Source organism: Bradyrhizobium iriomotense, assembly GCF_018129405.1.
Classification (GTDB): domain Bacteria; phylum Pseudomonadota; class Alphaproteobacteria; order Rhizobiales; family Xanthobacteraceae; genus Bradyrhizobium; species Bradyrhizobium iriomotense_B.
Genome location: NZ_JAFCLP010000001.1, coordinates 105,188 through 127,139 on the forward strand (window position 1 = coordinate 105,188; position 21,952 = coordinate 127,139).

19 protein-coding genes are annotated in these 21,952 nt (G+C 65.6%); 2 read left to right on the top strand and 17 right to left on the bottom strand.

Annotation, left to right across the window (positions count from 1 at the left end):
* Positions 1-939 (top strand): acetamidase/formamidase family protein, encoded by a 939-nt coding sequence (locus tag JQ592_RS00360; RefSeq protein WP_211400947.1) that lies wholly within the window; start codon positions 1-3, stop codon positions 937-939.
* A gap of 28 nt (positions 940-967) precedes the next feature.
* On the opposite strand, the gene JQ592_RS00365 is transcribed toward JQ592_RS00360, so the two are convergent.
* The 13 genes from JQ592_RS00365 to hydA all read right to left on the bottom strand — a co-directional run bounded on the left by JQ592_RS00365 (position 968) and on the right by hydA (position 16,553).
* Positions 968-1,951 carry an ABC transporter ATP-binding protein gene (locus JQ592_RS00365; RefSeq protein WP_211400948.1) on the bottom strand — a complete coding sequence of 328 codons (984 nt, stop codon included), beginning with the start codon at positions 1,949-1,951 and terminating at the stop codon, positions 968-970.
* On the bottom strand, positions 1,948-2,937 hold the full coding sequence (locus JQ592_RS00370) for an ABC transporter ATP-binding protein (protein ID WP_211400949.1): 990 nt from the start codon (positions 2,935-2,937) through the stop codon (positions 1,948-1,950). The genes JQ592_RS00365 and JQ592_RS00370 overlap by 4 nt, the downstream gene beginning before the upstream one ends.
* A gap of 18 nt (positions 2,938-2,955) precedes the next feature.
* Entirely contained in the window at positions 2,956-3,879 is a 924-nt protein-coding gene (locus JQ592_RS00375; protein ID WP_211400950.1) for an ABC transporter permease, read from the bottom strand.
* Complete coding sequence (locus JQ592_RS00380; protein WP_211400951.1) at positions 3,876-4,817, bottom strand: ABC transporter permease; 942 nt, start codon at positions 4,815-4,817, stop codon at positions 3,876-3,878. The genes JQ592_RS00375 and JQ592_RS00380 overlap by 4 nt, the downstream gene beginning before the upstream one ends.
* Positions 4,818-4,834: 17 nt before the next feature.
* Positions 4,835-6,439 (bottom strand): ABC transporter substrate-binding protein, encoded by a 1,605-nt coding sequence (locus JQ592_RS00385; protein WP_211400952.1) that lies wholly within the window; start codon positions 6,437-6,439, stop codon positions 4,835-4,837.
* Positions 6,440-6,594: 155 nt separating this feature from the next.
* Complete coding sequence (gene nikE, locus JQ592_RS00390) at positions 6,595-8,265, bottom strand: nickel ABC transporter ATP-binding protein NikE (protein ID WP_211400953.1); 1,671 nt, start codon at positions 8,263-8,265, stop codon at positions 6,595-6,597.
* A complete protein-coding gene (locus tag JQ592_RS00395; RefSeq protein ID WP_211400954.1) occupies positions 8,262-9,110 on the bottom strand; it encodes an ABC transporter permease in 849 nt (282 codons plus the stop codon). The genes nikE and JQ592_RS00395 overlap by 4 nt, the downstream gene beginning before the upstream one ends.
* Positions 9,107-10,138, bottom strand: coding sequence for an ABC transporter permease (locus JQ592_RS00400; RefSeq protein ID WP_211400955.1), 1,032 nt, complete (start codon positions 10,136-10,138; stop codon positions 9,107-9,109). Before JQ592_RS00400 ends, JQ592_RS00395 begins: the two co-directional genes overlap by 4 nt.
* 31 nt (positions 10,139-10,169) lie before the next feature.
* Positions 10,170-11,789: an ABC transporter substrate-binding protein gene (locus tag JQ592_RS00405; RefSeq protein WP_211400956.1), complete on the bottom strand. Its 1,620-nt coding sequence runs from the start codon at positions 11,787-11,789 to the stop codon at positions 10,170-10,172.
* 119 nt (positions 11,790-11,908) lie between these two features.
* A complete protein-coding gene (locus tag JQ592_RS00410) occupies positions 11,909-13,345 on the bottom strand; it encodes an NAD(P)-binding domain-containing protein (RefSeq protein WP_211400957.1) in 1,437 nt (478 codons plus the stop codon).
* Entirely contained in the window at positions 13,342-14,091 is a 750-nt protein-coding gene (locus tag JQ592_RS00415) for an SDR family oxidoreductase (protein WP_211400958.1), read from the bottom strand. The genes JQ592_RS00410 and JQ592_RS00415 overlap by 4 nt, the downstream gene beginning before the upstream one ends.
* 1 nt (position 14,092) lies before the next feature.
* Complete coding sequence (locus JQ592_RS00420) at positions 14,093-15,067, bottom strand: NAD-dependent epimerase/dehydratase family protein (RefSeq protein ID WP_211400959.1); 975 nt, start codon at positions 15,065-15,067, stop codon at positions 14,093-14,095.
* A gap of 16 nt (positions 15,068-15,083) precedes the next feature.
* The gene (gene hydA, locus JQ592_RS00425) at positions 15,084-16,553 is read right to left on the bottom strand and encodes a dihydropyrimidinase (RefSeq protein WP_211400960.1); all 1,470 of its coding nucleotides are present in this window, start codon (positions 16,551-16,553) and stop codon (positions 15,084-15,086) included.
* 56 nt (positions 16,554-16,609) lie between these two features.
* On the opposite strand from hydA, the gene JQ592_RS00430 reads away from it, so the two are divergent.
* Positions 16,610-17,272, top strand: coding sequence for an aspartate/glutamate racemase family protein (locus JQ592_RS00430; protein ID WP_211400961.1), 663 nt, complete (start codon positions 16,610-16,612; stop codon positions 17,270-17,272).
* Here the strand turns inward: JQ592_RS00430 and JQ592_RS00435 are convergent.
* The 4 genes from JQ592_RS00435 to JQ592_RS00450 all read right to left on the bottom strand — a co-directional run bounded on the left by JQ592_RS00435 (position 17,269) and on the right by JQ592_RS00450 (position 21,944).
* Positions 17,269-17,928 (bottom strand): flavin reductase family protein, encoded by a 660-nt coding sequence (locus JQ592_RS00435; protein ID WP_211400962.1) that lies wholly within the window; start codon positions 17,926-17,928, stop codon positions 17,269-17,271. The two genes, JQ592_RS00430 and JQ592_RS00435, sit on opposite strands and share 4 nt — an antisense overlap.
* A gap of 5 nt (positions 17,929-17,933) precedes the next feature.
* The gene (locus JQ592_RS00440; protein WP_211400963.1) at positions 17,934-18,866 is read right to left on the bottom strand and encodes an N-carbamoyl-D-amino-acid hydrolase; all 933 of its coding nucleotides are present in this window, start codon (positions 18,864-18,866) and stop codon (positions 17,934-17,936) included.
* Positions 18,867-18,969: 103 nt separating this feature from the next.
* A complete protein-coding gene (locus JQ592_RS00445; protein WP_211400964.1) occupies positions 18,970-20,652 on the bottom strand; it encodes a long-chain-fatty-acid--CoA ligase in 1,683 nt (560 codons plus the stop codon).
* Positions 20,649-21,944: an aminotransferase class III-fold pyridoxal phosphate-dependent enzyme gene (locus tag JQ592_RS00450; protein WP_211400965.1), complete on the bottom strand. Its 1,296-nt coding sequence runs from the start codon at positions 21,942-21,944 to the stop codon at positions 20,649-20,651. Before JQ592_RS00450 ends, JQ592_RS00445 begins: the two co-directional genes overlap by 4 nt.
* Between the last annotated feature and the right edge of the window lie 8 nt (positions 21,945-21,952).

Consider the following 21,952-nt stretch of genomic DNA (forward strand, 5'->3'; position numbering starts at 1 on the left):
ATGGACCACGTCCTGCGCTCCACACCCGGAAACGTCCATTGGGGACTCTGGGACGGACGATTGAAGCCGGTGCTCCGGATCGCATCCGGAGACCGGGTCTCGATCGAGACGCTGTCGGGCGAGCCGGACGATCTGCCCGATCCCTCGCTCGGCTATGAGGTCGTGCCCGGCCAAGCGGAGGTGTTGGCAAGTGCCTTCCGTGGACCGGGCCCGCACCTTCTCACCGGGCCAATCCACATCGAGAGTGTTGAACCCGGCGATGTGCTGGAAGTGCGCGTCCTCAGCATCGAGCTGCGCTGTAATTGGGGCTGGAATCTGCAGGTGCCGACGCTCGGCACGCTGCCGGAAGATTTTCCCGAGTTCCGCCGCATCCACATTCCGCTGGACCGCGCGCGCAACGTCGCAAAACTTCCCTGGGGCCAGGAGCTGCCGCTCTCCCCCTTCTTCGGCAATTTTGGCGTGGCGCCGCCGCCATCATGGGGCCGGCTGTCCTCGAAGGAGCCGCGCGCCTTCGGCGGCAACATGGACAACAAGGAGCTGGGCGCCGGCAGCACGCTATATTTTCCGGTGTTCGTACCGGGCGCGCTGTTCTCCGCGGGCGACGGCCACGCGCTGCAGGGAGACGGGGAAGTCTGCCTGACCGCGATCGAGGCTGCGCTCACCGGCACCTTCGAATTCCACGTCAGGCGCGATCTTCGTCTCACCTCGCCGCGCGCCGAGACGGCGTCCGACTGGATCACCATGGGCTTCGACGAAGACCTCGACGATGCCGCCAAGGCGGCGCTGCGCCACATGATCGCGCTGATCCGGGAGAAAAGCGGCCTCGGCGCGCAGGATGCCTATACGCTCTGCTCGATCGCCGCCGACCTCCGCGTCACGCAGCTCGTCGACGGCAACAAGGGCATTCACTGCGTGCTGGCCAAATCCCGCATGCCGTGACGCGAGCCCGGCCAACGGCCGCCGCGCCTCAACCCGCCGGCAATGCATCGAGGTGGCACGCCACCCACCGCTCGTCTCCGGCCGCCCGGAGTGTCGGCTCCTCGGTGCGGCAGCGGTCGAACACGAACGGGCAGCGGGTGTGGAAGCGGCATCCCTTCGGCGGATTGATCGGGCTCGGCACGTCGCCGCCGAGGATGATCGGATTGCGCTGGGCGCCGGGCTCAGGCAGCGGCACGGCCGAAAGCAGCGCCTTGGTGTAGGGATGCCTCGGCGCGGCAAAGATCTCGCGGCGCGGCGCCACCTCGACGATCTTGCCGAGATACATCACCGCGACCCGATGGGTCATGTGCTCGACGATGGCGAGGTCATGGCTGATGAACAGCAGCGCCAGGCCGAATTTCTGCTGAAGGTCCTGGAGCAGATTGACGACCTGCGCCTTGACCGAGACGTCGAGCGCCGAGACCGCTTCGTCGCACACGATCAGCTCGGGCTCGGCCGCGAGTGCCCGCGCGATGCCGATACGCTGGCGCTGGCCGCCGGAGAATTCGTGCGGACGGCGGTTCAAGGCCTCGCGCGGCAGGCGCACGGTGTCCATCAGCTCCGTGACGCGAACCTCGAGATCCTCCTTGGATTTGGCGAGGCCAAAATTGCGGATCGGCTCGGCCAGGATGTCGCGCACGCGCATGCGCGGGTTGAGGCTCGAGAACGGATCCTGGAACACGACCTGCACGCGCCGGCGCATCTGGCGCATCGTGCTCGGATGCGCGTCGTCGATGCGCTGACCGTCGAGAATGACCTGGCCCGAGGTGATCTCGAACAGGCGCAGGATGGCGCGGCCAACCGTCGATTTGCCGCAGCCGGACTCGCCGACCAGCGACAGTGTCTCGCCGCGCGCGATCTCGAACGACACGCCGTCGACCGCATAGACGAATTCGGTTTGCCGCCCGAACAGGCCCTTGTTGATCGGAAAATGCTTCTTGAGGTCGTTGACCTGGAGCAGCGGAGGACTCATGCCGCGATGGCTCCCTTGGCGGCGTAATGACAGGCGGCGATGTGGCGCGGGCCCTTCTCTTCCAGCCCCGGCGCATATTGGCGGCAGAGATCGGTCGCGAGCGCGCAGCGCCCGGCAAAGACGCAGCCGGTGATCGGCTTGCGCAGATCCGGCACCTGCCCCGGAATCTCGGCGAGCCGGGTCGCCGTGCCCGCGAGCGAGGAGCCCAGCTTCGGCACCGCGCCCAGAAGGCCTTGCGTATAGGGATGACGCGGCGAGCGGAACAGTTCCGCGACCGGCGCCTCCTCGACCTTGCGGCCGGCATACATCACCATGACTCGCTCTGCGATCTCGGCGACGACGCCGAGATCGTGGGTGATCAGGATGATGGCCGCGCCGACCCGGCGCTTGAGATCCAGCATCAGCTTGAGGATCTGCGCCTGGATGGTCACGTCGAGCGCCGTGGTCGGCTCGTCCGCGATCAGCAGTTTTGGATTGCAGGCCAGCGCCACCGCGATCATCACGCGCTGGCGCATGCCGCCGGAGAGCTGGTGCGGATATTCGCGCACGCGCCGCTTCGGCTCGGGAATGCCGACCAGCGTCAGCATCTCGATCGCATGTGTTTCGGCGGCCTGCTTGTCCAGGCCCTGATGGATCATCAAGGTCTCGCGGATCTGGCGGCCGACGGTCAGCACCGGATTGAGGCTGGTCATCGGTTCCTGGAAGATCATCGAGATATCGTTGCCGCGGATCGCGCGCATCTCGCGATCGGACAGCTTCAGCAGGTCCTTGCCGGCAAAGCGGATGCTGCCTGCGATCCTGCCGGGCGGCTCCGGGACCAGCCGCATCAGCGACATCGAGGTCACCGACTTGCCGCAGCCGGACTCGCCGACGATGGCGAGCGTCTCGCCCTCGTTGACATGGAAGGACACGCCGTCGACCGCGCGGTTGATGCCACCGGGGGTGCGGAAATGGGTCTGGAGGTTCTCGACTTCGAGCAATGCCATGCGATCAGCCTCTTGACATCACAGGCTCTTGGCCATGCGCGGATCGAGCGCATCGCGAAGGCCGTCGCCGAGCAGGTTCACCGCCAGCACGGTGACGGACAGGAAGACCGCCGGAAAGAACACGATGTAGGGCTTGACCTGCCACAGCGCGCGGCCCTCGGCCATGATGTTGCCCCAGGACGGGATGGTGGGCGGCGTGCCGGCACCGATGAAGGACAGGATCGCTTCCGTGATCATGGCGCTGGCGCAGATATAGGTCGCCTGCACCAGCATCGGCGCAACCGTGTTGGGCAGGATGTGGCGCAGGATGATCATCGGCGTGCGCGTGCCGCAGGCGACCGCCGCGTCGACATAGGGCTGCTCGCGCAGCGACAGCACGACGCTGCGCACGAGGCGCGAGACGCGCGGGATCTCGGCGATGGTGATCGCCAGGATGACGTTGCCGACGCTGCCGCGCGTCAAGGCCATCAGCGCGATCGCCAGCAGGATCGGCGGGATCGACATCAATCCATCCATGAAGCGCATCAAGATGCCGTCAGCCCAGCGGATGAAACCCGAGATCATGCCAATCGCAAGACCCGCTGCGGAGGCGAAGATCGCAACCGACAGGCCGACCGTGAGCGAGACCCGCGCGCCGAACAGCACGCGCGAATAGACGTCGCGGCCGAGCACGTCGGTGCCGAACCAGAAATCAGCCGACGGCGCGCGCGTCCGCTTGGCGGGCGCAAGCGCGGTCGGATCGACGGTGCCGAGATAGGGCGCGAGGATCGCGATCAGCACCAGGGTCAGCAGCAGCGCGCCGCCGATCGCAACCGTCGGATGGCCGCGCAACAGGCCGATGAAGCCGCGCCGGATCTTGACCGGCCGGAGGATGTCCGGCAGTTGCGGCGCAAGGATAAGGCCGGCGGGAAGCGATTGCGGATTGACGGTGGTGTCGGTCAATAGCGGATCCTCGGGTCAACGAGCGTATAGGTGACGTCGATCATCAGGTTGACGAGGACGTAGACGAAGCTGAACAGCAGCACGATGCCCTGGATGACGGGATAGTCGCGGCGCAGGATCGCATCGATCGTGAGCCGGCCGAGGCCGGGAATCGCGAACACGCTCTCGGTGACGACAGCACCGCCGATCAGCAGCGCGATGCCGATCCCGATCACGGTCACGATCGGCACCGCTGCGTTCTTCAGCGCATGAATGAACAGGATGCCGCCCTGCCCCAGGCCCTTGGCCTTGGCGGTGCGGATATAGTCCTGCTGCAAGACTTCGAGCATGGCGGCGCGGGTGATGCGCGCGACCAGCGCGATGTAGACGCAGCCGAGCGCGATCGCCGGCAGGATCAGGTTTTCCAGCCACGGCCAGAAACCCTGGGTCAGCGGCGTGTAGCCCTGCACCGGCAGCCATTCGAGCTCGAGCGCGAAGATGTAGGCGAGCATGTAGCCGACCACGAAGACGGGCAGCGAGAATCCGAACACCGCAAAGCCCATGATCACGCGGTCGATCAGGCTGCCGGCCTTCCACGCCGCCACCACGCCGAGCGGCACCGCCACCACGATCGTGAGCAGCAGCGTAACGATCATCAGCGACAGCGTCGGTCCGAGACGCTGCCCGATCATCGCCGAGACCGGCAGATTGGTGAAGATCGAGGTGCCGAGATCGCCGTGCAGGATGCGCCAGACCCAGCTTCCGAACTGGACCAGGAAGGGCCGGTCGAGGCCGAGGCTCTGGCGGATGCGCTCCACATCCTCCGGGCTTGCCTGATCACCCGCGATCACCACGGCCGGATCACCCGGCGCGATGTAAAGCAGGCTGAACACGAACAGCGCGACGATTGCCATGACCGGCAAGGTCGCGACGATGCGACGGAGGATGTAGGAGAGCATCTGGCCTCAACGCACGATCAAGCGGACTTCGACACGCCCCAGAACAAGGGCAACGGTCCCTTGGTAACGCCCGAGACGTTCTTGCGCCACGCAGTGTAGCTCAGGAAGAAGCCGGTCGGCGCGTAGACGACGTCATCGATCGCCGCCTTGTTGAGACGACCGATGGCAGCCTTCTCCTCGTCGAGGTTCTTGGCCTCGAACCACGACGTGACCTCCTTTTCGGTGCCTGCGCTGGTAGGCCAGCCGAACCACGCCTTGTCACCATTGGCGCGGATGGCGGTGTAGGGAGCCGGATTGACGCAATCCGCGCCTGCGTGCCAGGTGTGGAACATGTTCCAGCCGCCCTGTCCGGGCGGTGTCTTCTGCGCGCGGCGGGAGCCGACCGTGCCCCAATCGGTCGCCACGAAGTCGACATTCATGCCGAGCTTCTTGAGGAGGTCGGCGGTCACGTCGCCCATCGCCTTGGTGATCGGCTGGTCCTGCGCGACGAGACACGTTACCGGCTGGCCGGAATAGCCGCTCTCGGCGAGCAGCTTCTTGGCGGCGTCCAGATCGCGCTTGCCCTTCAGAATCTCGCCGCCCACTTCGGTGTAGAGCGGCGTATCCGGTGTGAAGTAGCCGGGCAGCGACTTCCACAGCGAATTGTCGTCGCCGACAATCGCGCGCATGTAGTCTTCCTGGCTCAGCGCCATCAGCACCGCACGCCGCGCCTTGACGTCGTTGAACGGCGGATAGAGGAAGTTCATGCGGAAGGAGCCGATATTGCCGAGAGGATCGCCGATATCGACGCTGATGTTCTTGTTCTTCTTCAGAACCGGAACGAGATCCGCGATCGGATTCTCCCACCAGTCGATCTCGCCGTTCTGCAATGCGGCTGCGGCGGTTGCCGGATCCGGCATGATCACCCACTCGACGCGATCGACCATCACCTGCTTGCCGCCGGCGAGCCAGGACGACTTCTCCTGCCGCGGCGAATAGTCCGCGAACTTCTCGAACACGGCCTTGGCGCCGGGGACCCACTCGCTCTTGGCGAACTTCAGCGGACCGGAGCCGACATATTCAGAAATCTGCTTGAACGGATCGGTCTGCGCGATGCGCTCGGGCATGATGAAGGCGCATGGCGAATTGTTCTTGCCCAGCGCGTAGAGCATTTTCGGGAAAGGCTGCTTCAACACCCATTTGAAGGTGCGGTCGTCGACGGCGGTGAGCTCCTGCTGAAGCGCCTTGATCATCAGGCCCATCGGATCGCGCGCCGACCAGCGGGTGAGGCTCGCGACGACGTCCTTGCTCAGCACCGGCGCGCCGTCATGGAATTTGAGGCCCGACCGCAGCTTGAACGTCCAGGTCGTGCCGTCATCGGTCACTTCCTCGGACTCGACCATCTGCCGCTGCGGCTGGAACGAAGAGTCGATGCCGTAGAGCGTGTCCCAGACCATCGCGGCCGCATTGCGCACGACATATTGGGTACCCCAGATCGGGTCGAAATTGGCGAGATTGGCTTGCGGCACGAAGCGCAGGGTGCGCGCTGCGGCGCCCTGGGCGATCGCCGGGGCCGAGAGGCCGCCCGTCAATGCCAGGCTGCCCGCGCCAGCCAGTCCCTTCAATACGGTCCTGCGATCCATGAAGTCCTCCCAGTAATGCCGTGATATCGGCCAATCGTTGGCCAAAGGCAGGTGAAACCGAAGCCCATTGGCTTGCAAATGGTATGCCAGTAAATGGGCCTTCACCAGCGGGATCTCATCGACTTTTTGGCTGGCCCAAGTTGACTTGCGTAGCCCTAAAGAGCAGCCGCGAGCACCTCGCCGGTCTCGATATGCGGGATCGCCTCGACCAGCTTGCGGGTGTAGTCGGTCTTCGGATTATCGAACAGCGCCCGGCTTTCCCCCTGCTCCACGATGCCACCATTGCGCAGCACGATGGTGCGGTCGCACAGCATGCGCACCACGTTGAGATCGTGACTGACGAACAGCAGCGCGATGTCGTTCTCGCGCCGAAGGCGATCGAGCAACTGCAGCACAACCGCCTGCACCGAGACGTCGAGCGCAGCGGTCGGCTCGTCCAGCACGAGCAGCCGCGGCCGGCAGGCGATGGCGCGGGCAATGCCGACGCGGGCCTTCTGGCCGCCGGAGAGCTGGTGCGGGAAACGCGGCAAGAGGTCGAGCGGCAAGCCCACCCGCTCGGCGCATTCCTCGACACGCTTGCGTAGCGCATCGCCCGCCCGCTGGCCGTCGAGCCGCATCAGGGGATGGGCGATACAGTCGAAGGCCGAATAACGCGGGTTGAGGCTTTCGTTCGGGTCCTGGAACACCATCTGGATGTCTTTGCGAAAGCGCGAGCGATGGAAGTCGCGCGAGGCGACATGTCCGATCGACTGCCCGTCGAACACGATGTCGCCTTCGCTCGGATCGATCAGGCGGCAGATCATGCGCGAGGTCGTGCTCTTGCCGGAACCGGATTCGCCGACCAGACCGACGCTCTCGCCGCCGGCCATCGTCATCGAGAAGTCCGCGACGGCCGCAGAGCCCTGGTCGAAACGCTTCGCGAGCTTGCGCACTTCCAGCAGCGGCGGTGTGCCGTGTGCGGGCTCCTGCCTCGGTTTGCTGACAACGGTCGCGTAACGCTCCCGCTCCTCCTCCGTCACGAGATCCTCGATCCGGGACGTCGCGGTCGGCGATGCCGCCACCAGGCGCCTCGTATACGCGTGCTGCGGCGCGTTGAAGAGTATCTTGGGGCTCGCCTCCTCGACGATGCGGCCACGCTCCATCACCGCGATACGGCGGCAATAACGCGCGGCGAGGCCGAGATCATGCGTGATCAGGATCGTCGCCATGCCGCGCGCGGCGGCGATGTCCGCGAGCAGATCCATCACCACCTTCTGCGTGGTGACGTCGAGGCCGGTGGTCGGCTCGTCCGCGATCAGGAGCGCGGGATTGCAGGAGATCGCGATCGCGATCATGACGCGCTGGCACATGCCGCCGGAGAGTTCGTGCGGATAGGCATTCATCCGCGCTTCGGGATCGCGGATCTGGACCGCGCGCAGCAGGTCGAGCGCCTCGGCGCGCGCGGCGTCCTTCGATATCCGCTTGTGGGTGAGGATCGCGTCCGCGATCTGCAAACCGATCGCCCGGATCGGATTCAGCGCCGCCCGCGGGTTCTGGAAGATCATCGACATCGCGGCGCCCTGGAGGTGACGGAGGTCGTCGCCCCGGAGCTTCGTTACGTCCTGCCCGCGAAACAGGATCTTGCCGCCGGTGACGCGGCCGGCGGCATCGAGCAGCCGCGTCGTCGCAAAGCCGGTCACCGACTTGCCCGAGCCGCTCTCGCCGACAAGGCCGAGCATCTCGCCGGCCCCGACCGTGAGCGTAACGCCGCGCACGGCCTCGACCACACCGCGCCGCGTCGAGAACGCGACGTGGAGGTCGTCAATCCTGAGCAGTTCCTCGCTCATGTGCGCATGCGGGGATCGAGAATATCCCGCATCCCGTCCCCGAGCAGATTGAAGCACAGCACAGCCATCATCAGCGCGAGGCCCGGAAAGGCCACCAGCCACCACCGCCCCGTGGAGATGAAGCGCGCGCCCTCCGCGACCATGATGCCCCATTCCGGTGTCGGCGGCTTGACGCCGAGGCCAATGAAGGACAGGCCGGCGGCATTGAGAATAGCCCAGCCGAGATTGAGCGAGATCTGCACCGCCATCGCCGGCAGGATGTTCGGCAGCAGGAAGCGCAGCACCACGGAAAAATGACTCTCGCCGCAGGCGCGTGCGGCCTCGACCCAGCCGACATTCCGCCGGACGTTCACCTCGGCGCGCGCGAAGCGGATGTAGAAGGGAAGATTGATGATCGCGGTTGCGATCACGATGTTCTCGATGCGGTTGCCGAGGGCGGCCACCATCGCCATCGCCAGCACGAACAGCGGAAAGGCCATCATCACGTCGACGAAGCGGCCGACCGCGCGATCGAGCCGGCCGCCGGCATAGCCGCAGAACGAACCGACGACGGCGCCGATCACGAAGGAGATGCCGACCGCGGAGACGGCGATGGCCAGATCGAGCCGCGCGGCGATGATGAGACGGCTGAACACATCGCGCCCGAGCTGGTCGGTGCCGGCGAGATGCGCCGCGCTCGGCGGCAGCAGCGCCTCCGAGACGTTGGAGACCACGGGATCATAGGGCACGATCCAGGGCCCGAAGATCGCAAGCAGGACGAACAGCGTCACTCCGGCCGCGGCCACCGCCGTGAGCGGGTTGCCGCGCAAGATCCAGACCGAATGGCGAAGGGTGGCGCTGGTCATTCGATCGACACCCTGGGATCAGCGATGCCATAGCAGATATCGACCACGAGATTGACCAGCACGAACAGGCTCGCCATCAACAGCACGAAGCCTTGCACCGGCGCGTAGTCGGACGACAGCAGCGCATCGAGCGCGTAGGAGGCAACGCCCGGCCAGGAGAACACTTTCTCGACCAGCACATTGGCACCCAGCATGGTCGAGAACACGATGCCGGCAATGGTGATGACGGGCAGGATCGCATTCCGTAGCGCGTAGGTGACGACGACCTTGCGCCAGGACAATCCGACCGAGCGCGCGGTGCGCACGAAATCGCTGCCGAGCGACACCAGCATCGAGGCGCGCGTGATCCGCGCCAGCGGCGCGATCACGAACAGCGCCATGCTCACCGCCGGCAGGATCAACTGCCTGCAGGCCGCCCACCAGCCCTCAAGGTCTCCGGCCAGCAGGAAATCGATCGACAAGAAGCCGGTGCGCTGCGGCGGCAGCGAGGTGAAGACGTCTATCCGCCCGGTGGGATCAGGCGCAAGCCCGAGCAGATAGTAGAAGACGTAGATCAAGAGCAGCCCGGAGACGAAGGTCGGCACGCAGACACCGAGCGCGCAGAACAACCGCACGCCGTGATCGACGACCGACCCCGGCCGCAAGGCCGCGATCACACCGAGCGGCACCGCCGCGATCAGCGCGATCAGCAGCGCGGTGAAGGTGAGCTCCAGCGACGCCGGCAGCCGCTCGCGCAAATCCTTCAGCACCGGCTGCCCCGTCATCATGGAGCGGCCGAGATTGCCGTGACCGATGTCGGAGAGATAGAACACGAGCTGCTCCGGCACCGATTTGTCGAGCCCCATCTGCTTGCGGATCAGCTCGATCTCCTCCTTGCCCGCATTGGGCCCCGAGGCGAAGAACACCGCGGGGTCTCCCGGCAGGACCCGCATCAGCAGGAAGGTGAAGACCAGCACACCGAACAATGCCGGCAGCGACGACAGCAGCCGCCTGCCCGCCCGCACCATCGTTGCACCAAGACCGGTCATGACCTTTCAGAGCCTCTTTCGTCTGGCGATATCACTTGCGGCTGACGTCGCGATAGTCGACCTGGCGGTGGAACTCGTAGGTGTAGCCTTCGACCGACGACGCCATCACGGCGTCCTGGTTCGGCTGCCACAGCGGGATCTGCGGCATCTCGCTGAAGTGGATGGCGTTGAGCTTGCGGCCGTCCTCCTCGTACTTGGCCTTATCCGGCTCGAAGCGGGCCTCCTGCGCGATGGCGGCGAGCTCGGCATTGTTGATCGAGCTGTAGTTCCAGCGCTGATTGCCGGTGTAGAAGTTGCGGTAGAAATAGTCTGTCGAGGGCAGCCAGGCGACGATGCCCTCGGTGAAGAACGGCAGCTTCTTCTCGTTGATCTGCGTCGACATCTGCGCATCCGGCAGCTTCTGGATGTCGACCTTGATGCCGATCTTGCCGAGCGACTCCTTCACCAGAGCTGCCATCGGCTCGGCGGTCGAGGCCTGGCCGACATTGAAGCTGAAGGTGGTCGAGAAGCCTTCCGGGAGCCCGGCGGCCTTGAGATATTCCCTCGCCTTGTCGAGATCGATCTTCACCGGCGCCTGGAACGGATAGATGCCGGTCGCCGGCTTGCCATCCGGCCAGGTCGCGCCGAACAGCGGCGCGCCGCGGCCGAACAAGGCGGCCTTGAACATGTCCTCATAGGGCAGCGCAAAGGCGATGGCGCGGCGGACATTGACGTTGTCGAAGGGCGGGATCTGGTTGTTCATCGAGACGAAGGTGATCGCATTGTACTGCGGCGTCGAGACCACCTTGAGCTTGCCCTTGGCCTCCAGCGACTGCACGTCGCTGGCCTGGAGATCGAGCACGAGATCGGCATCGCCGCGCTCGACGAGGTTGGCGCGGGTCGCAGGCTCCGGCACCGACTGCACGATGACGCGCTTGAAGAAAGCCGGCTTGTTGGCCGAGCCGCGATTCCAGGCCTCGTCGCGCTTGAGGATCACCTGCTCGCCCGGCTTGAAAGTCTCGACCACATAGGCACCGCTGCCGGCGGTGTGCTCCTTGAGCCAGGCCGTGGCCCACGGATCATCGGCCGTCGCGTGCTCCTTTGCCACTTTCGAGTTGATGATCATCGGATAGACGGTGGCGAGATTGGGAAGCGCGAGCTTGTCCGGTTTTGGCAGCGTCACCTCGATGGTGAGGGGATCGATCACCTTGAACTGATCGGCCGACGTGAGGGAGCCCGTGAGCAGTTGCGCCTTGCCGAGGATCGGCGCGGTGACGCAGCGATCGAGCGACCACTTCACGTCCTCGGCAGTGACGGGCGAGCCGTCCTGGAATTTTGCATCCTTGCGCAGGCGGAAGGTGATCTTCAGACCGTCGGGGCTGACCTCATAGGATTCGGCGAGCTCGCCCGTAATCGTGTCGAGATCGAACACCCATTTGCCGTTGAGCTGCTTCCGGCCGAACGCGACCAGGCGGTCGTACGTGCTCATGCTCAATGCGAAAGACTCGCGGGTCGAGCCGGGGATGTTGGGATCGAGCGTGTTGACGGATGCGCCCGTCACATAGCGCAAGGTCTCCGCCCTGGTCTGCGCTTGCGACGGCGCGGTGGCGATGAGCAACAGCGCAGCGGTAGCGAGGACTGAGGTCGCCGGCCTGAAAGACACAAAACGCATTGGTTTTTCCCTGAATTTCGAACAAGAACGCCAGCAAGGCAGGTTAAGAAAGAAGCAAGTTGCGCGCCAGTCTCATCGGGCGTTTTTGCGGACGCTTCGTCGCGGCGGCGCATGGATGATCACAGCGATTCCTCCGCCTTTCGCGCCGGCCGCGTGACCACGGCCTGCGGCACGTCATAGGCGCTGAGCGAGGCCCAGTGATGCGCGATATCGGCGCGGAACAGGCCGCGCGTCAGGCCGTGAACCAGCTTTGGAACGGCGGTCGTCATCGCGTTGATCGACGATCCGGACGGACCGAAGCTCATGGTGGAGGCGATGGCGAAGAGATGTATGTCGGAGATCCAGGGCGTCTTTCCGGGCATCCGCTCGGTGAAGGCGTAATCATCGGCAAGGTATGGGAAGCGGCCGAGCCGTTCGTTGCGCTCGTTTTCCGGCGGATGATAGCGATCGGCCCAGGTGGCGATGTTGCCGGCAAATCTGGAGAGCTCACCGCGCCCGGCAAAGTCCATGTCGATGCCAGTGCCGCAGATGATGAAATCGGCGGAGATGGTTCCGCGTGGCGTCAGCAATTCAACGCCTTTGCCGGTCTCGCGCGCGGCTTCGACCGGCGCGCCCTCGTGCAATGTGAAATTGGCGTGACGCGCGCAGCGATCGTAAGTCGGTTGCGGAAATCCCTCGCGCATCTCGAGGATCTTGCGCATGAAGCGCCAGCGCCAGGCATCGTCGAGATCGCTGAGATGACGCAGGAACCCGCGAAAGGTGAGCCAGCGATAGGGCTGGATCACCTGGATCTGCGCGCGGCGGCACAGCAGGTGCACCTCGGCGGCCCCCGCCTCCAGCGCGGTCGCCGCATTGTCGAAGGCGGATGCGCCGGCGCCGATCACGGCGACACGCTTGCCGCGCAGGCGTTCGAAATCGATGTCGTCGGCCACGGTTGCAACGGAGCTCGCCGGCAGTTGCGCTAGCTGCTCTGGGATCACCCAACCGCCCACACCCTCCTGCCCTGTCGCCAGCACGATCTTGCGGGCGTAGAGCGTCTCGACCTCGCCGGCACGCTTCACGCGCGCGGCGAGCAGGCCGTCAGATGCAGGCGCGATCTCCAGCAGCTCACAAGCGTTGCGCACCGGCAAGCCGATCGTGCGCCGCAGCCAGAGCAGATACTCCGCCCAATGGCCGCGCTCGATCAGGCCGAGCTGCTGCCAGCTGTCCTTGCCGAAGCGGGCCTCGTGCCAGGACTGGTAAGTCAGGCTCGGGATATCGAGATCGGGGCCCGTGTAGTCCTTCGGGCTGCGCAGCGTCGGCATGCGGGCATAGGTGAGCCACGGGCCTTCCTTCCCCTCCGCGGCCTTGTCGAGCAGCAGGATGTTGCTGACGCGGGAGCGCATCAGGCCGAAACCGATGGCGATGCCGGATTGGCCGGCACCGATGATGAGGACATCCAGCGCCGGCTTGCCATCCGGCCCCACCTTGGGTTCGAGCCACGCGGCGCCGGGATGCGCGATCATCGCGAGATCGGCGCGAATATCGGCTTCGAGCTGGGTGAGTGCCTCACTCATGCCGCGAGCCAGCCCCCGTCGACCACCATCACCGTACCCGTCGTGAACGAAGAGGCATCGCTGGCGAGATGCAGCGCGGTCTGCGCGATCTCTTCCGCCGCGCCGAACCGCTTCATGGCGTGGCGGTTGCGGGAGGCTTCGCGTACCTCGTCCGAATTGGCGTGACGGGCAAAGCTGCGGCGAAGCATCGGCGTATCGATCGCGCCCGGCGCAATCGCGTTGACGCGAATGCCGTCCGTTGCGAAATCCACCGCCATCGTCCGCGTCAGGCTGACGATCGCGCCCTTGGCGGCGATATAGGCGCTGTTGCCCTTGCCGCCGGCCATCGCCAGCTGCGAGGCCAGCGTGATGATCGAGCCGCTCTGCTGCCGCTGCATCTGCGGCACGGCGGCCCGCGCCCACAGCCAGGTGCCGCCGACATTGGTGCGGAACACGGCGTCCCAGTCTTCAAGGCTTGTGGTCAGCACCGTGCCGCCGCAGGAGAAGCCGGCCGCCGTCATCAGGATGTCGAGCCGGCCGTGCCGCGCCACGACATCGCCGACGACGGCTTCTGCGAAGCCGGCATCACCGACGTCACCGACATGTGTCGTTGCCTCGCCGACCAGGCTCAGCGTCTCCTCAAGACCAGCGGCATCGCGATCGACTAGCGCAAGACGGGCGCCCTCCTCCGCAAACAGTTTTGCGCTGGCGCGGCCAATGCCCGAGCCCGCGCCGGTGATGATGGCGGTGCGCCCCTGCAGCCGCATGTCAGATTCCCTCCCTGTGCTGCATCCACCAGGCGCTCATTGCGGCGGCGGACTCGGCGCAACCGAACCGCGCGCGCCAGCCGAACTCGTCGGCCATCCGCGCGACCGACATCGGCGCCCGATCCCCACCGTGGAGCTTGATGAAGGTCTTCTCTCCCGAAGACGCGAGCCGACAATCCAGCCCGGGATGCAGCGCCGCAAAGGCCTCGCCCCATTGCAGCGCCGACCAGGCCGTGCCGCTGGAGATGTTGTAGAGCCGGTGGCGCGGCCGCTCGGCTTCGATCAGCACCGCCACCGCTTCGGCCGCGTCCGGCGCATAGGTCCAGTCCTTCATGCCAGGGGCAGGCATGATCGCCGGCTCGCCGCGCGCAAACGCCGCCAGAATCTGGAACTGGAGGCTCGGCGTATCGCGCACCGCGCCGGGCCGCTCCCACGGACCGAACACGGCACTTAGGCGCACGCTCAGGAAATCGCCGCCAAAAAGTTCGGCATGCCGTGCCACCGATCGTTCCGAGGTGAACTTGCTGATGGCGTAGAACGAGACGGGATCGCAGGGCGTTTCCTCGTCCAGGACCTCGAACCGCGCGCCCGATGCGCCGTAAGCCGATGCCGACGACAGATTGACGACCCGGCGAACACCATGGCGGATCGCCGCAAGCAAAATGGGGATCTGCGCCATCACGTTGATCTCGAGAACGCGCGCGGGCGATGCCCGCTCGAGCTCTTCGCCCGCCGTAACCGCCGCGCCCAGCACGATCGCATCGCAGCCCTTTGCGATAAGGGCGTCGATGGTGTCTGCGTCGGTGATATCGCCCTGCACCGCTTTAAGCCGTGCGCCATAGTCAGCAAGAGATCGCTGCGCAGCCGAAGGCAACGGCGCACGATCATGCAGCGTCACCTCGTGCCCACGCGCGAGCAGCACCTCGGCAAGATTGAGGCCGACAAAGCCGGTGCCGCCGAAGACGACGATCTTCATCGCGCGCGATCCACCATCACAGCAGTTTTGCTCCGAAATTCCGTTCCGGGTCCATGTCGGCGACGAGCCGGCCGGTGGGCTTCGCCGCCTCGCCGCCGCTGCGCGCCAGGAATTTTCCGCTGCCGGCGCTCGCGAGACATTTGTTGCCGTCGATGATCACGCGGCCGCGCGAGAGCACCGACACGGGCCAGCCTTTCAGCTTGCGGCCCGCGAACGGCGTGTAGCCGGTGAGGTCATGCATCATCTCGTCCGCGATGGTGACCTCGCGGTTGGGATCCCAGATCGCGATATCGGCATCGGCCCCGACCGCGATCGAGCCCTTGCGCGGATGCAGATTGTAGATTTTTGCGGGCGCCGTCGCGGTCAGCTCGACGAATTTTTCGAGGCCAAGCCGGCCCTTCGACACCATCGCATCGAACAGCAGCGGCAGCCGCAGCTCCAGTCCCGGCAGGCCGTTGGCGACCTGCTTGAAGCTCGGATTGGGACCGGCGCGCAGCTTGCCGGTCTCGTCATAGCGATACGGCGCATGATCCGACGAGATGGTCTGGAGATCGCCGAGCGAGAGCGCCTGCCACAGCGCTTCCTGGTCGGCATGCGTGCGCGGCGGCGGACTGCACATCCACTTGGCGCCCTCAGATCCGGGCTTGTCGAGATCATTGGCGGTCAGGAACAGATATTGCGGACAGGTCTCGGCGAAGACCTTGAGCCCCTGCCCGCGGGAGTCGCGGATCACCTTGGCGCCTTCGGCGGTCGAGACATGGAAGATCATGATCGGCTGGTCGATCAGCGCCGCCATGCCGATCAGCCGGGTAAAGGCTTCCGCCTCCGAGACGCGGGCGTGACTGACGGCATGGTATTTCGGCATGGTGTAGCCGCGCGAAAGCAGCCGCTTCACCATCCAGGCGATGATGCCGTGGTTCTCGGCATGGGCGCACAGCATCGCGCCGGACTGCCGCGCGGCGAGCAGGATGTCGAGCAAGGGCTCGTCATCGACCTTGAGGCGGTCATAAGTCATGAAGGTCTTGATCGACGCATGCCCCTGTTTCACCAGCGCCGGGATGTGCTCCTCGACCGTCTCCTTGGTCGCATCCGCAATGATCATGTGAAAGGCGTAGTCGATCACCGCGCCCTTCTTTGCCAGCGCGTGATAGTCCTCCACCACCTGCGGCAGCTTCATGCCGACATGCTGGGCGGCGAACGGGATCACCGTGGTGGTGCCGCCGAAGGCCGCGGAAACGGTCGCGCTCTCGAACGTGTCGGCGTTCATGATGCCGGCGGCCGACAGCTGCTCGATATGGGCGTGGCTGTCGACGCCGCCGGGCAGCACCAGCTTGCCGCGCGCATCGATCTCGCGCTTGGCCGCCGGAAGGCCCTTACCGATGGCTGCGATGGTCTCGCCGGAGATGGCGACGTCGGCCTCGAACACATCGGTCGTGGTGGCGACGCGGCCGCCGCGGATGATCAGATCGTAAGCGGGTTCAGTCATGAGGCACTCCGTGATAGGCTCAAGGCACGCACTTGTAATTTCGCAGGAAGACCATCATGTCCCGGCCGCGCATTCTCGTCATCAACCCGAACTCCAACCAAAAGGTCACGCAAGGGCTGGAGGATGCGTTGAAGCCGCTCGGTTTCGAGAGCGGGCCGGAGGTGGTCTGCCAGACGCTGGCCGAAGGTCCGTTCGGCATCGAAAGTCAGGCCGACGTCGACAGCGTTGCAATGCCGCTGCGAAAGCTGGTCGAAAGCGACAACAGCTCGGCTGCCTTCGTCATTGCCTGCTACAGCGATCCCGGCCTTCAGGTCTGCCGCGAAGGCACCGACCGGCCCGTGTTCGGCATTGCCGAGTGCGGCGTGCTGACGGCGCTTTCGCGCGCGGAGACCTTCGGTGTGATTGCGATCGCGCAGCGCTCGATCCCGCGTCACATGCGCTATCTCAGGCAGATGGGGCTGACCGAGCGCCTCGCCGGCGAGCGGCCGCTGAACATGAGCGTCGCCGAAACCGCCTCGGGCGAAGGCACGTTGGCCAAAATGATCGAGATCGGCCGCGCGCTGCGCGATGAGGACGGCGCCCGCGCCATCGTGATGGGCTGCGCCGGCATGGCGCGCCACCGCCGTCCACTGGAAGACGCGCTGCGCATTCCCGTGATCGACCCGACACAGGCGGCCGTCACCATGGCGCTGGGTACGGTGCAGTTCTCGGCTCACTAGGCGTCCTTCAGCTCTTTGGTGTCCTGACGCGCGAGCCATTGCGCATGGCTCTCGCGTGTCAAAGCAAACGTGTCCCGCTGCGTGGTGTAGAGATTGCCGAACATGCGGCCGATCGGCCGGTAGGCCTCGAGATCGACATACATGTTGGCGGTGTCGACAAGGCCCTCGCGGGCGTGCACCCTGAGCACCTCGCCGACCAGGAGCTCGCGATCCGGCGAGAAATTCAGCACGACATGGCGCCGGCATTCCAGCGCAAAGGGCGCGGCGGCGAGGCGCGGCACTTTCACATCGATCGAGGGCAGCGTCGCAAGCCCCGTCGCGGCGACCTCGCTGTCCCCGGAGGGAAAATCGACCGCGCAGTCGTTCATCGCGACCGACAGCGCCTCGTCCACCATGTGCACGACGAACTCGCCGTCGCGATGGATGTTACGGGTGGTGTCCTTCGGCGAGTGATCCGGCTTGTGCTGGAGCCCGAGCACGATCAGCGCGGGGTTTTCCGAGAACACGTTGAAGAAGCTGAACGGTGCGGCATTCACCGCACCGTTCTCGTCCAGCGTCGTCACCAGCGCAATCGGCCGCGGCACCACCACGCCGCAGAGCAGCTTGTAGCGATCGCGCGGATCGAGCTCACGCAGTGATATGCCTTTGTCAGCCATCGGCGTCACTTCTCCGGCGGCGGCACCGCGCCGGTCTGGCTGGTGATCAGGCCGTAATGCTCGATGCGGCGATGCCGGGCAAAATCGAAGATCGTGGTCTTGCCGAAGGTGGTGGCATCGAGGTCGCAGGCGTGGACCAGAACCTCATCGTCTTCGGTCTTGGCCTCGGCGACGATCTCGCCATTGGGATCGACGATCAGGCTGCCGCCGAACAGCGGGTGGCCGTCCTCATTGCCGGCCTTGCCGACGGCGACCACCCAGGTCGCATTCTGATAGGCGCCCGCCTGCACGGAGAGACGGTTATGGAATAGGCGCTTCTCGACGCCCTCCTCGCTCTTCTCTGCATTCACGGACGGCGTGTTGTAGCCGATCAGCACCATCTCGACGCCCTGCAGGCCCATGACGCGATAGGTCTCGGGCCAGCGCCTGTCATTGCAGATCGCCATGCCGATGATGCCGCCGAGCTCGCGCCAGACGTTGAAGCCGAGATCGCCCGGCTCGAAATAGCGCTTCTCCAGGTGCTGATGCGAGCGCTTGGTGTCGTATTCGACATGGCCGGGCAGATGCACCTTGCGATATTTGCCGACGATCTTGCCGGACTTGTCGGTCAGGATCGCGGTGTTGAAATGATGACCGTCCGGCGTCAGCTCGGCATAGCCGAAATTCATCGCCATGCCGTGCTGTGCCGCGCGCTCGAACAGCGGTTTCGTCGCCGCGTTCGGCATCTCGCGCTCGAACCAGATGTCGAACTCGGAACGGTCCTCGACATACCAGCGCGGAAAGAACGTCGTCAGCGCCAGCTCGGGATAGACGATCAGGTCGGCGCCCTTGCTCTTGGCCTCGTCCATCAGCGCGATCATACGCTTGACCACGGCCTCGCGGCTGTCGGCTTTCTGGATCGGGCCCATCTGGGCGGCGGCGACATTGACGATGCGCATCAGCAAATTCCTGGTGATCTCTCGGGGGAAGCGGCAGCTCTAGGGATGTTCCGGCGCTTGCAGCATAACGCAGCCTCGCACCGCTTTTCCAGCCAAGCACCTTTCATGCCGTCCGCCCCCATTCGGCGTCCTGCAAGAGCCGCCAGTTGATCTTGTTGCTGGCGGTGCGCGGCAGGGACTCGACGAAGACGACGGCGCGCGGCGCCTTGTAGCTCGCCATCGCGCCGCGCGCCCAGCCGACGATGTCGTCGGCCGAAATCGTCGCGCGCGCGGCTTCATCCAGCACCACCAGCGCCTTGACGGTCTCGCCGCGATAGCCGTCCGGCGCCGAGACGATGCAGCACTCGCGGATGGCGCGGTTCTGGTACATCGCCGCCTCAACCTCGGCCGGCCACACCTTGAAGCCGCTGACATTGATCATCCGCTTCAGTCGGTCCACGGCGAAGAAATAGCCTTCGGCATCGCGATAGCCGAGATCGCCCGTGCGCAGGAACCGCTTGCCGTCCCGCTCGATGAAGGCCTCGGCATCCGCCTCCGGCCTGTTCCAGTAACCTTGCAGCACCTGCGGCCCGTGCACGACGATCTCGCCGACCACGTTGTCGTCGAGCTCGATCAGGCTTTCGGGATCAATGATCCTTGCGTCGGTCTCGTGCACGGCGATGCCGAGGCACTGCCGCTTCGGCGCGGCCATCGGATTGAGATGCGTCGGCGACATCGTCTCGGTCATGCCGTAGCCCTCGACGAAATCGAGGCCGAAGCGGCCTTTCAGCCGTTCAGCGACGGCCGTCGGCATCGCCGCGCCACCGCCGGTCAACACCTTGAGCTTCGCAAAGCAGCTGTCGCGGAAGCTGGCGCTTGCGAGCACATCCACGATCATGGTCGGCGCGGCGTTCCAGAACGTGACGCCATGGGTCTCGAACAGGTCGGGGAGCAGATCCTTGTCCCAGCGCGCCATCAGCAGCAGCGTGGCACCGCTGACGATGGCGGCATTCATCGAACCCTGCATGCCCGCGACATGGAACAGTGGCATGAAGCCGGTCATCACGTCGCCGCCGTCGAGCCCGTACCACCGCGCCTGCAACACGGCGGTGAACAGCGCGCTGCGATGGGTATGCATGCAGGCCTTGGGCTTGCCTGTTGTCCCCGAGGTATAGGGCAGGATCATCAGATCGTCCGGCCCAGTCTCCATCGCACCCGGCTGCAGGCCTTGCGCGATCGCGAACGACCAGGCGTGCCAGCCCGGCAGCGCCGGTACCTCGAACGGCGCTTCGGTCACACATGACGGCAGCGTGTAAGGTGTCGCGGCCGGAACCTCGTCGCGGTACTGCGCAACGACAGCATGCGTGATGGCCTCACCCACCAGCGGAGCAAACACATCGCTCAGCTCGCTGCCGATGATCGCGACCCCAGCGCCGCTGTCCGCGGCGAGATACGCGATCTCGGCGGTCTTGTTCATGGGATTGACCGGCACGATCACGGCGTCCGCCCGCATCACCGCATAATAGGCGATGACATATTGCGGCGAGTTCTGCAGCGCGATCATGACGCGGTCGCCGCGCTTGATGCCGCAAACGCCTTGCAGGAAGCCGGCCATGGCATCGACACGGTCGCGCAACTCGGCGTAACTCAGGCTCGCGCCGTAAAACACCGTCGCCGGGTGCGAAGGCCTTGCATGCGCGGCCCGCGCCAGCGCGTCGTACAGCGTCCCCTCCGGCATCGCGAGATGCCAGGGCTCATCCGCCGGCCAGGCCGGCGAGCGGCGAGGTGCTGCGTGGTCGGCGGTCACCCGTGCTCCCTGTCGGCGATGTCGAGGCCGTGGTCGAGCGCGTCGAGCAGCAGCGTAGCCTCGCGCTCGGAGATCACCAGCGGCGGCGCCAGAAACAGTGAGGTCTGCTCGCCGCTGGTCCCGATCACCGCGCCGGCCTCCAGCGCGCGCTCCGCGACGCGCGAGGCGATCGGCACCTCCGTGGTGTCGGCATGCCAGGTGCGCCAATCCGGACCGTAGAGCTCCACCGTCCAGTGCAGCCCCTGCCCGGCAACGCGCTGCACGCTCGGATGCTTTTGCGCGATCGCGAGCAGGCGGCGGGTGAACAGCTTCTCCAGATTCTGCACGTGCTCCAGAATCCTGTCGTCGGCAACGACCTTCAGGTAGGCGCTGACGGCGGCCATGCTGATGGGATGGCCGCGCAGCGTGCCGTAGTTCTGCCAGCTCGTGCCCTTGAGCCGCTCGACGATGTCCTTGGACACAACGACTGCAGCCACCGCCGCCGCGCCGCCGCCGAGCGACTTGCCCAGCGTCACGATATCGGGCCGGCTTTGCGCGCCCTGGAACGCGAACCAGCGCCCAGCACGGCCCGCGCCGGTGACGACCTCGTCGGCGATCCAGTACGAGCCCGCCTGCCGCGCATAGCGCGCCACCTCGTCCTGATAGGCGCCGTCGTAATAGATGCCGCCCTGGGTGTAATCGATGATCGTTGCTGCCGTGTCCGCGAGCAGGCGCGTGGCATCGGCGAGATATTCGCTCGGCGGGGTATTGTTGGCCGGCGCGCCATAGATCGCGCCATCCGGCGCCGGCAAGATCCGCACCGGCGCCATCGGTGCGGGGAGTTTCGAGCCGCCGGCATGCACCGCAAGTCCGCCATGCCATTGCGGCTGCACGGTCATGCTGCGCGACAAGCCGGTGATGCCGTGATAGGCGCGCTCGCGCGTCGCCAGTGCGGAACGCTGCGTCAGCGCCTGGCAGAGCGACAACGCCATGTCGTTGGCCTCGCTGCCGCTGATGCAGAAGCGCACCGCGCCAACCCAATCCTCCTCGCCTTTGAACGCGGTGGCCATCAGGTCGTCGGCGGCCCGCTCGCGGCCGACCCAGGTCCACCCCTCGTTCACGACAGGCGTATCCGCCGCGCGGCGGATCGCCTCGACCATCGCAGGATGCCGATGGCCGAGACCGCCGCCGGTGTTGCTGCCGTCGATCAGCTTGCGGCCGTCCGCCAGATGAAAGTAGACGCCCTCGCCGCCGACCACCGCCATCGGCGCGCTATCACCCGCATTCAGTCCGGTTCGCAACAATCTGCTCATCGCGGATC

Coding starts and splice junctions, on each gene's coding strand:
- JQ592_RS00360 (WP_211400947.1), top strand. CDS start 1: ATGGACCACGTCCTGCGCTCCACACCCGGAAACGTCCATTGGGGACTC.
- JQ592_RS00365 (WP_211400948.1), bottom strand. CDS start 1,951: ATGAGTCCTCCGCTGCTCCAGGTCAACGACCTCAAGAAGCATTTTCCG.
- JQ592_RS00370 (WP_211400949.1), bottom strand. CDS start 2,937: ATGGCATTGCTCGAAGTCGAGAACCTCCAGACCCATTTCCGCACCCCC.
- JQ592_RS00380 (WP_211400951.1), bottom strand. CDS start 4,817: ATGCTCTCCTACATCCTCCGTCGCATCGTCGCGACCTTGCCGGTCATG.
- JQ592_RS00385 (WP_211400952.1), bottom strand. CDS start 6,439: ATGGATCGCAGGACCGTATTGAAGGGACTGGCTGGCGCGGGCAGCCTG.
- nikE (WP_211400953.1), bottom strand. CDS start 8,265: ATGAGCGAGGAACTGCTCAGGATTGACGACCTCCACGTCGCGTTCTCG.
- JQ592_RS00395 (WP_211400954.1), bottom strand. CDS start 9,110: ATGACCAGCGCCACCCTTCGCCATTCGGTCTGGATCTTGCGCGGCAAC.
- JQ592_RS00400 (WP_211400955.1), bottom strand. CDS start 10,138: ATGACCGGTCTTGGTGCAACGATGGTGCGGGCGGGCAGGCGGCTGCTG.
- JQ592_RS00405 (WP_211400956.1), bottom strand. CDS start 11,789: ATGCGTTTTGTGTCTTTCAGGCCGGCGACCTCAGTCCTCGCTACCGCT.
- JQ592_RS00410 (WP_211400957.1), bottom strand. CDS start 13,345: ATGAGTGAGGCACTCACCCAGCTCGAAGCCGATATTCGCGCCGATCTC.
- JQ592_RS00415 (WP_211400958.1), bottom strand. CDS start 14,091: ATGCGGCTGCAGGGGCGCACCGCCATCATCACCGGCGCGGGCTCGGGC.
- JQ592_RS00420 (WP_211400959.1), bottom strand. CDS start 15,067: ATGAAGATCGTCGTCTTCGGCGGCACCGGCTTTGTCGGCCTCAATCTT.
- hydA (WP_211400960.1), bottom strand. CDS start 16,553: ATGACTGAACCCGCTTACGATCTGATCATCCGCGGCGGCCGCGTCGCC.
- JQ592_RS00430 (WP_211400961.1), top strand. CDS start 16,610: ATGTCCCGGCCGCGCATTCTCGTCATCAACCCGAACTCCAACCAAAAG.
- JQ592_RS00435 (WP_211400962.1), bottom strand. CDS start 17,928: ATGGCTGACAAAGGCATATCACTGCGTGAGCTCGATCCGCGCGATCGC.
- JQ592_RS00440 (WP_211400963.1), bottom strand. CDS start 18,866: ATGCGCATCGTCAATGTCGCCGCCGCCCAGATGGGCCCGATCCAGAAA.
- JQ592_RS00450 (WP_211400965.1), bottom strand. CDS start 21,944: ATGAGCAGATTGTTGCGAACCGGACTGAATGCGGGTGATAGCGCGCCG.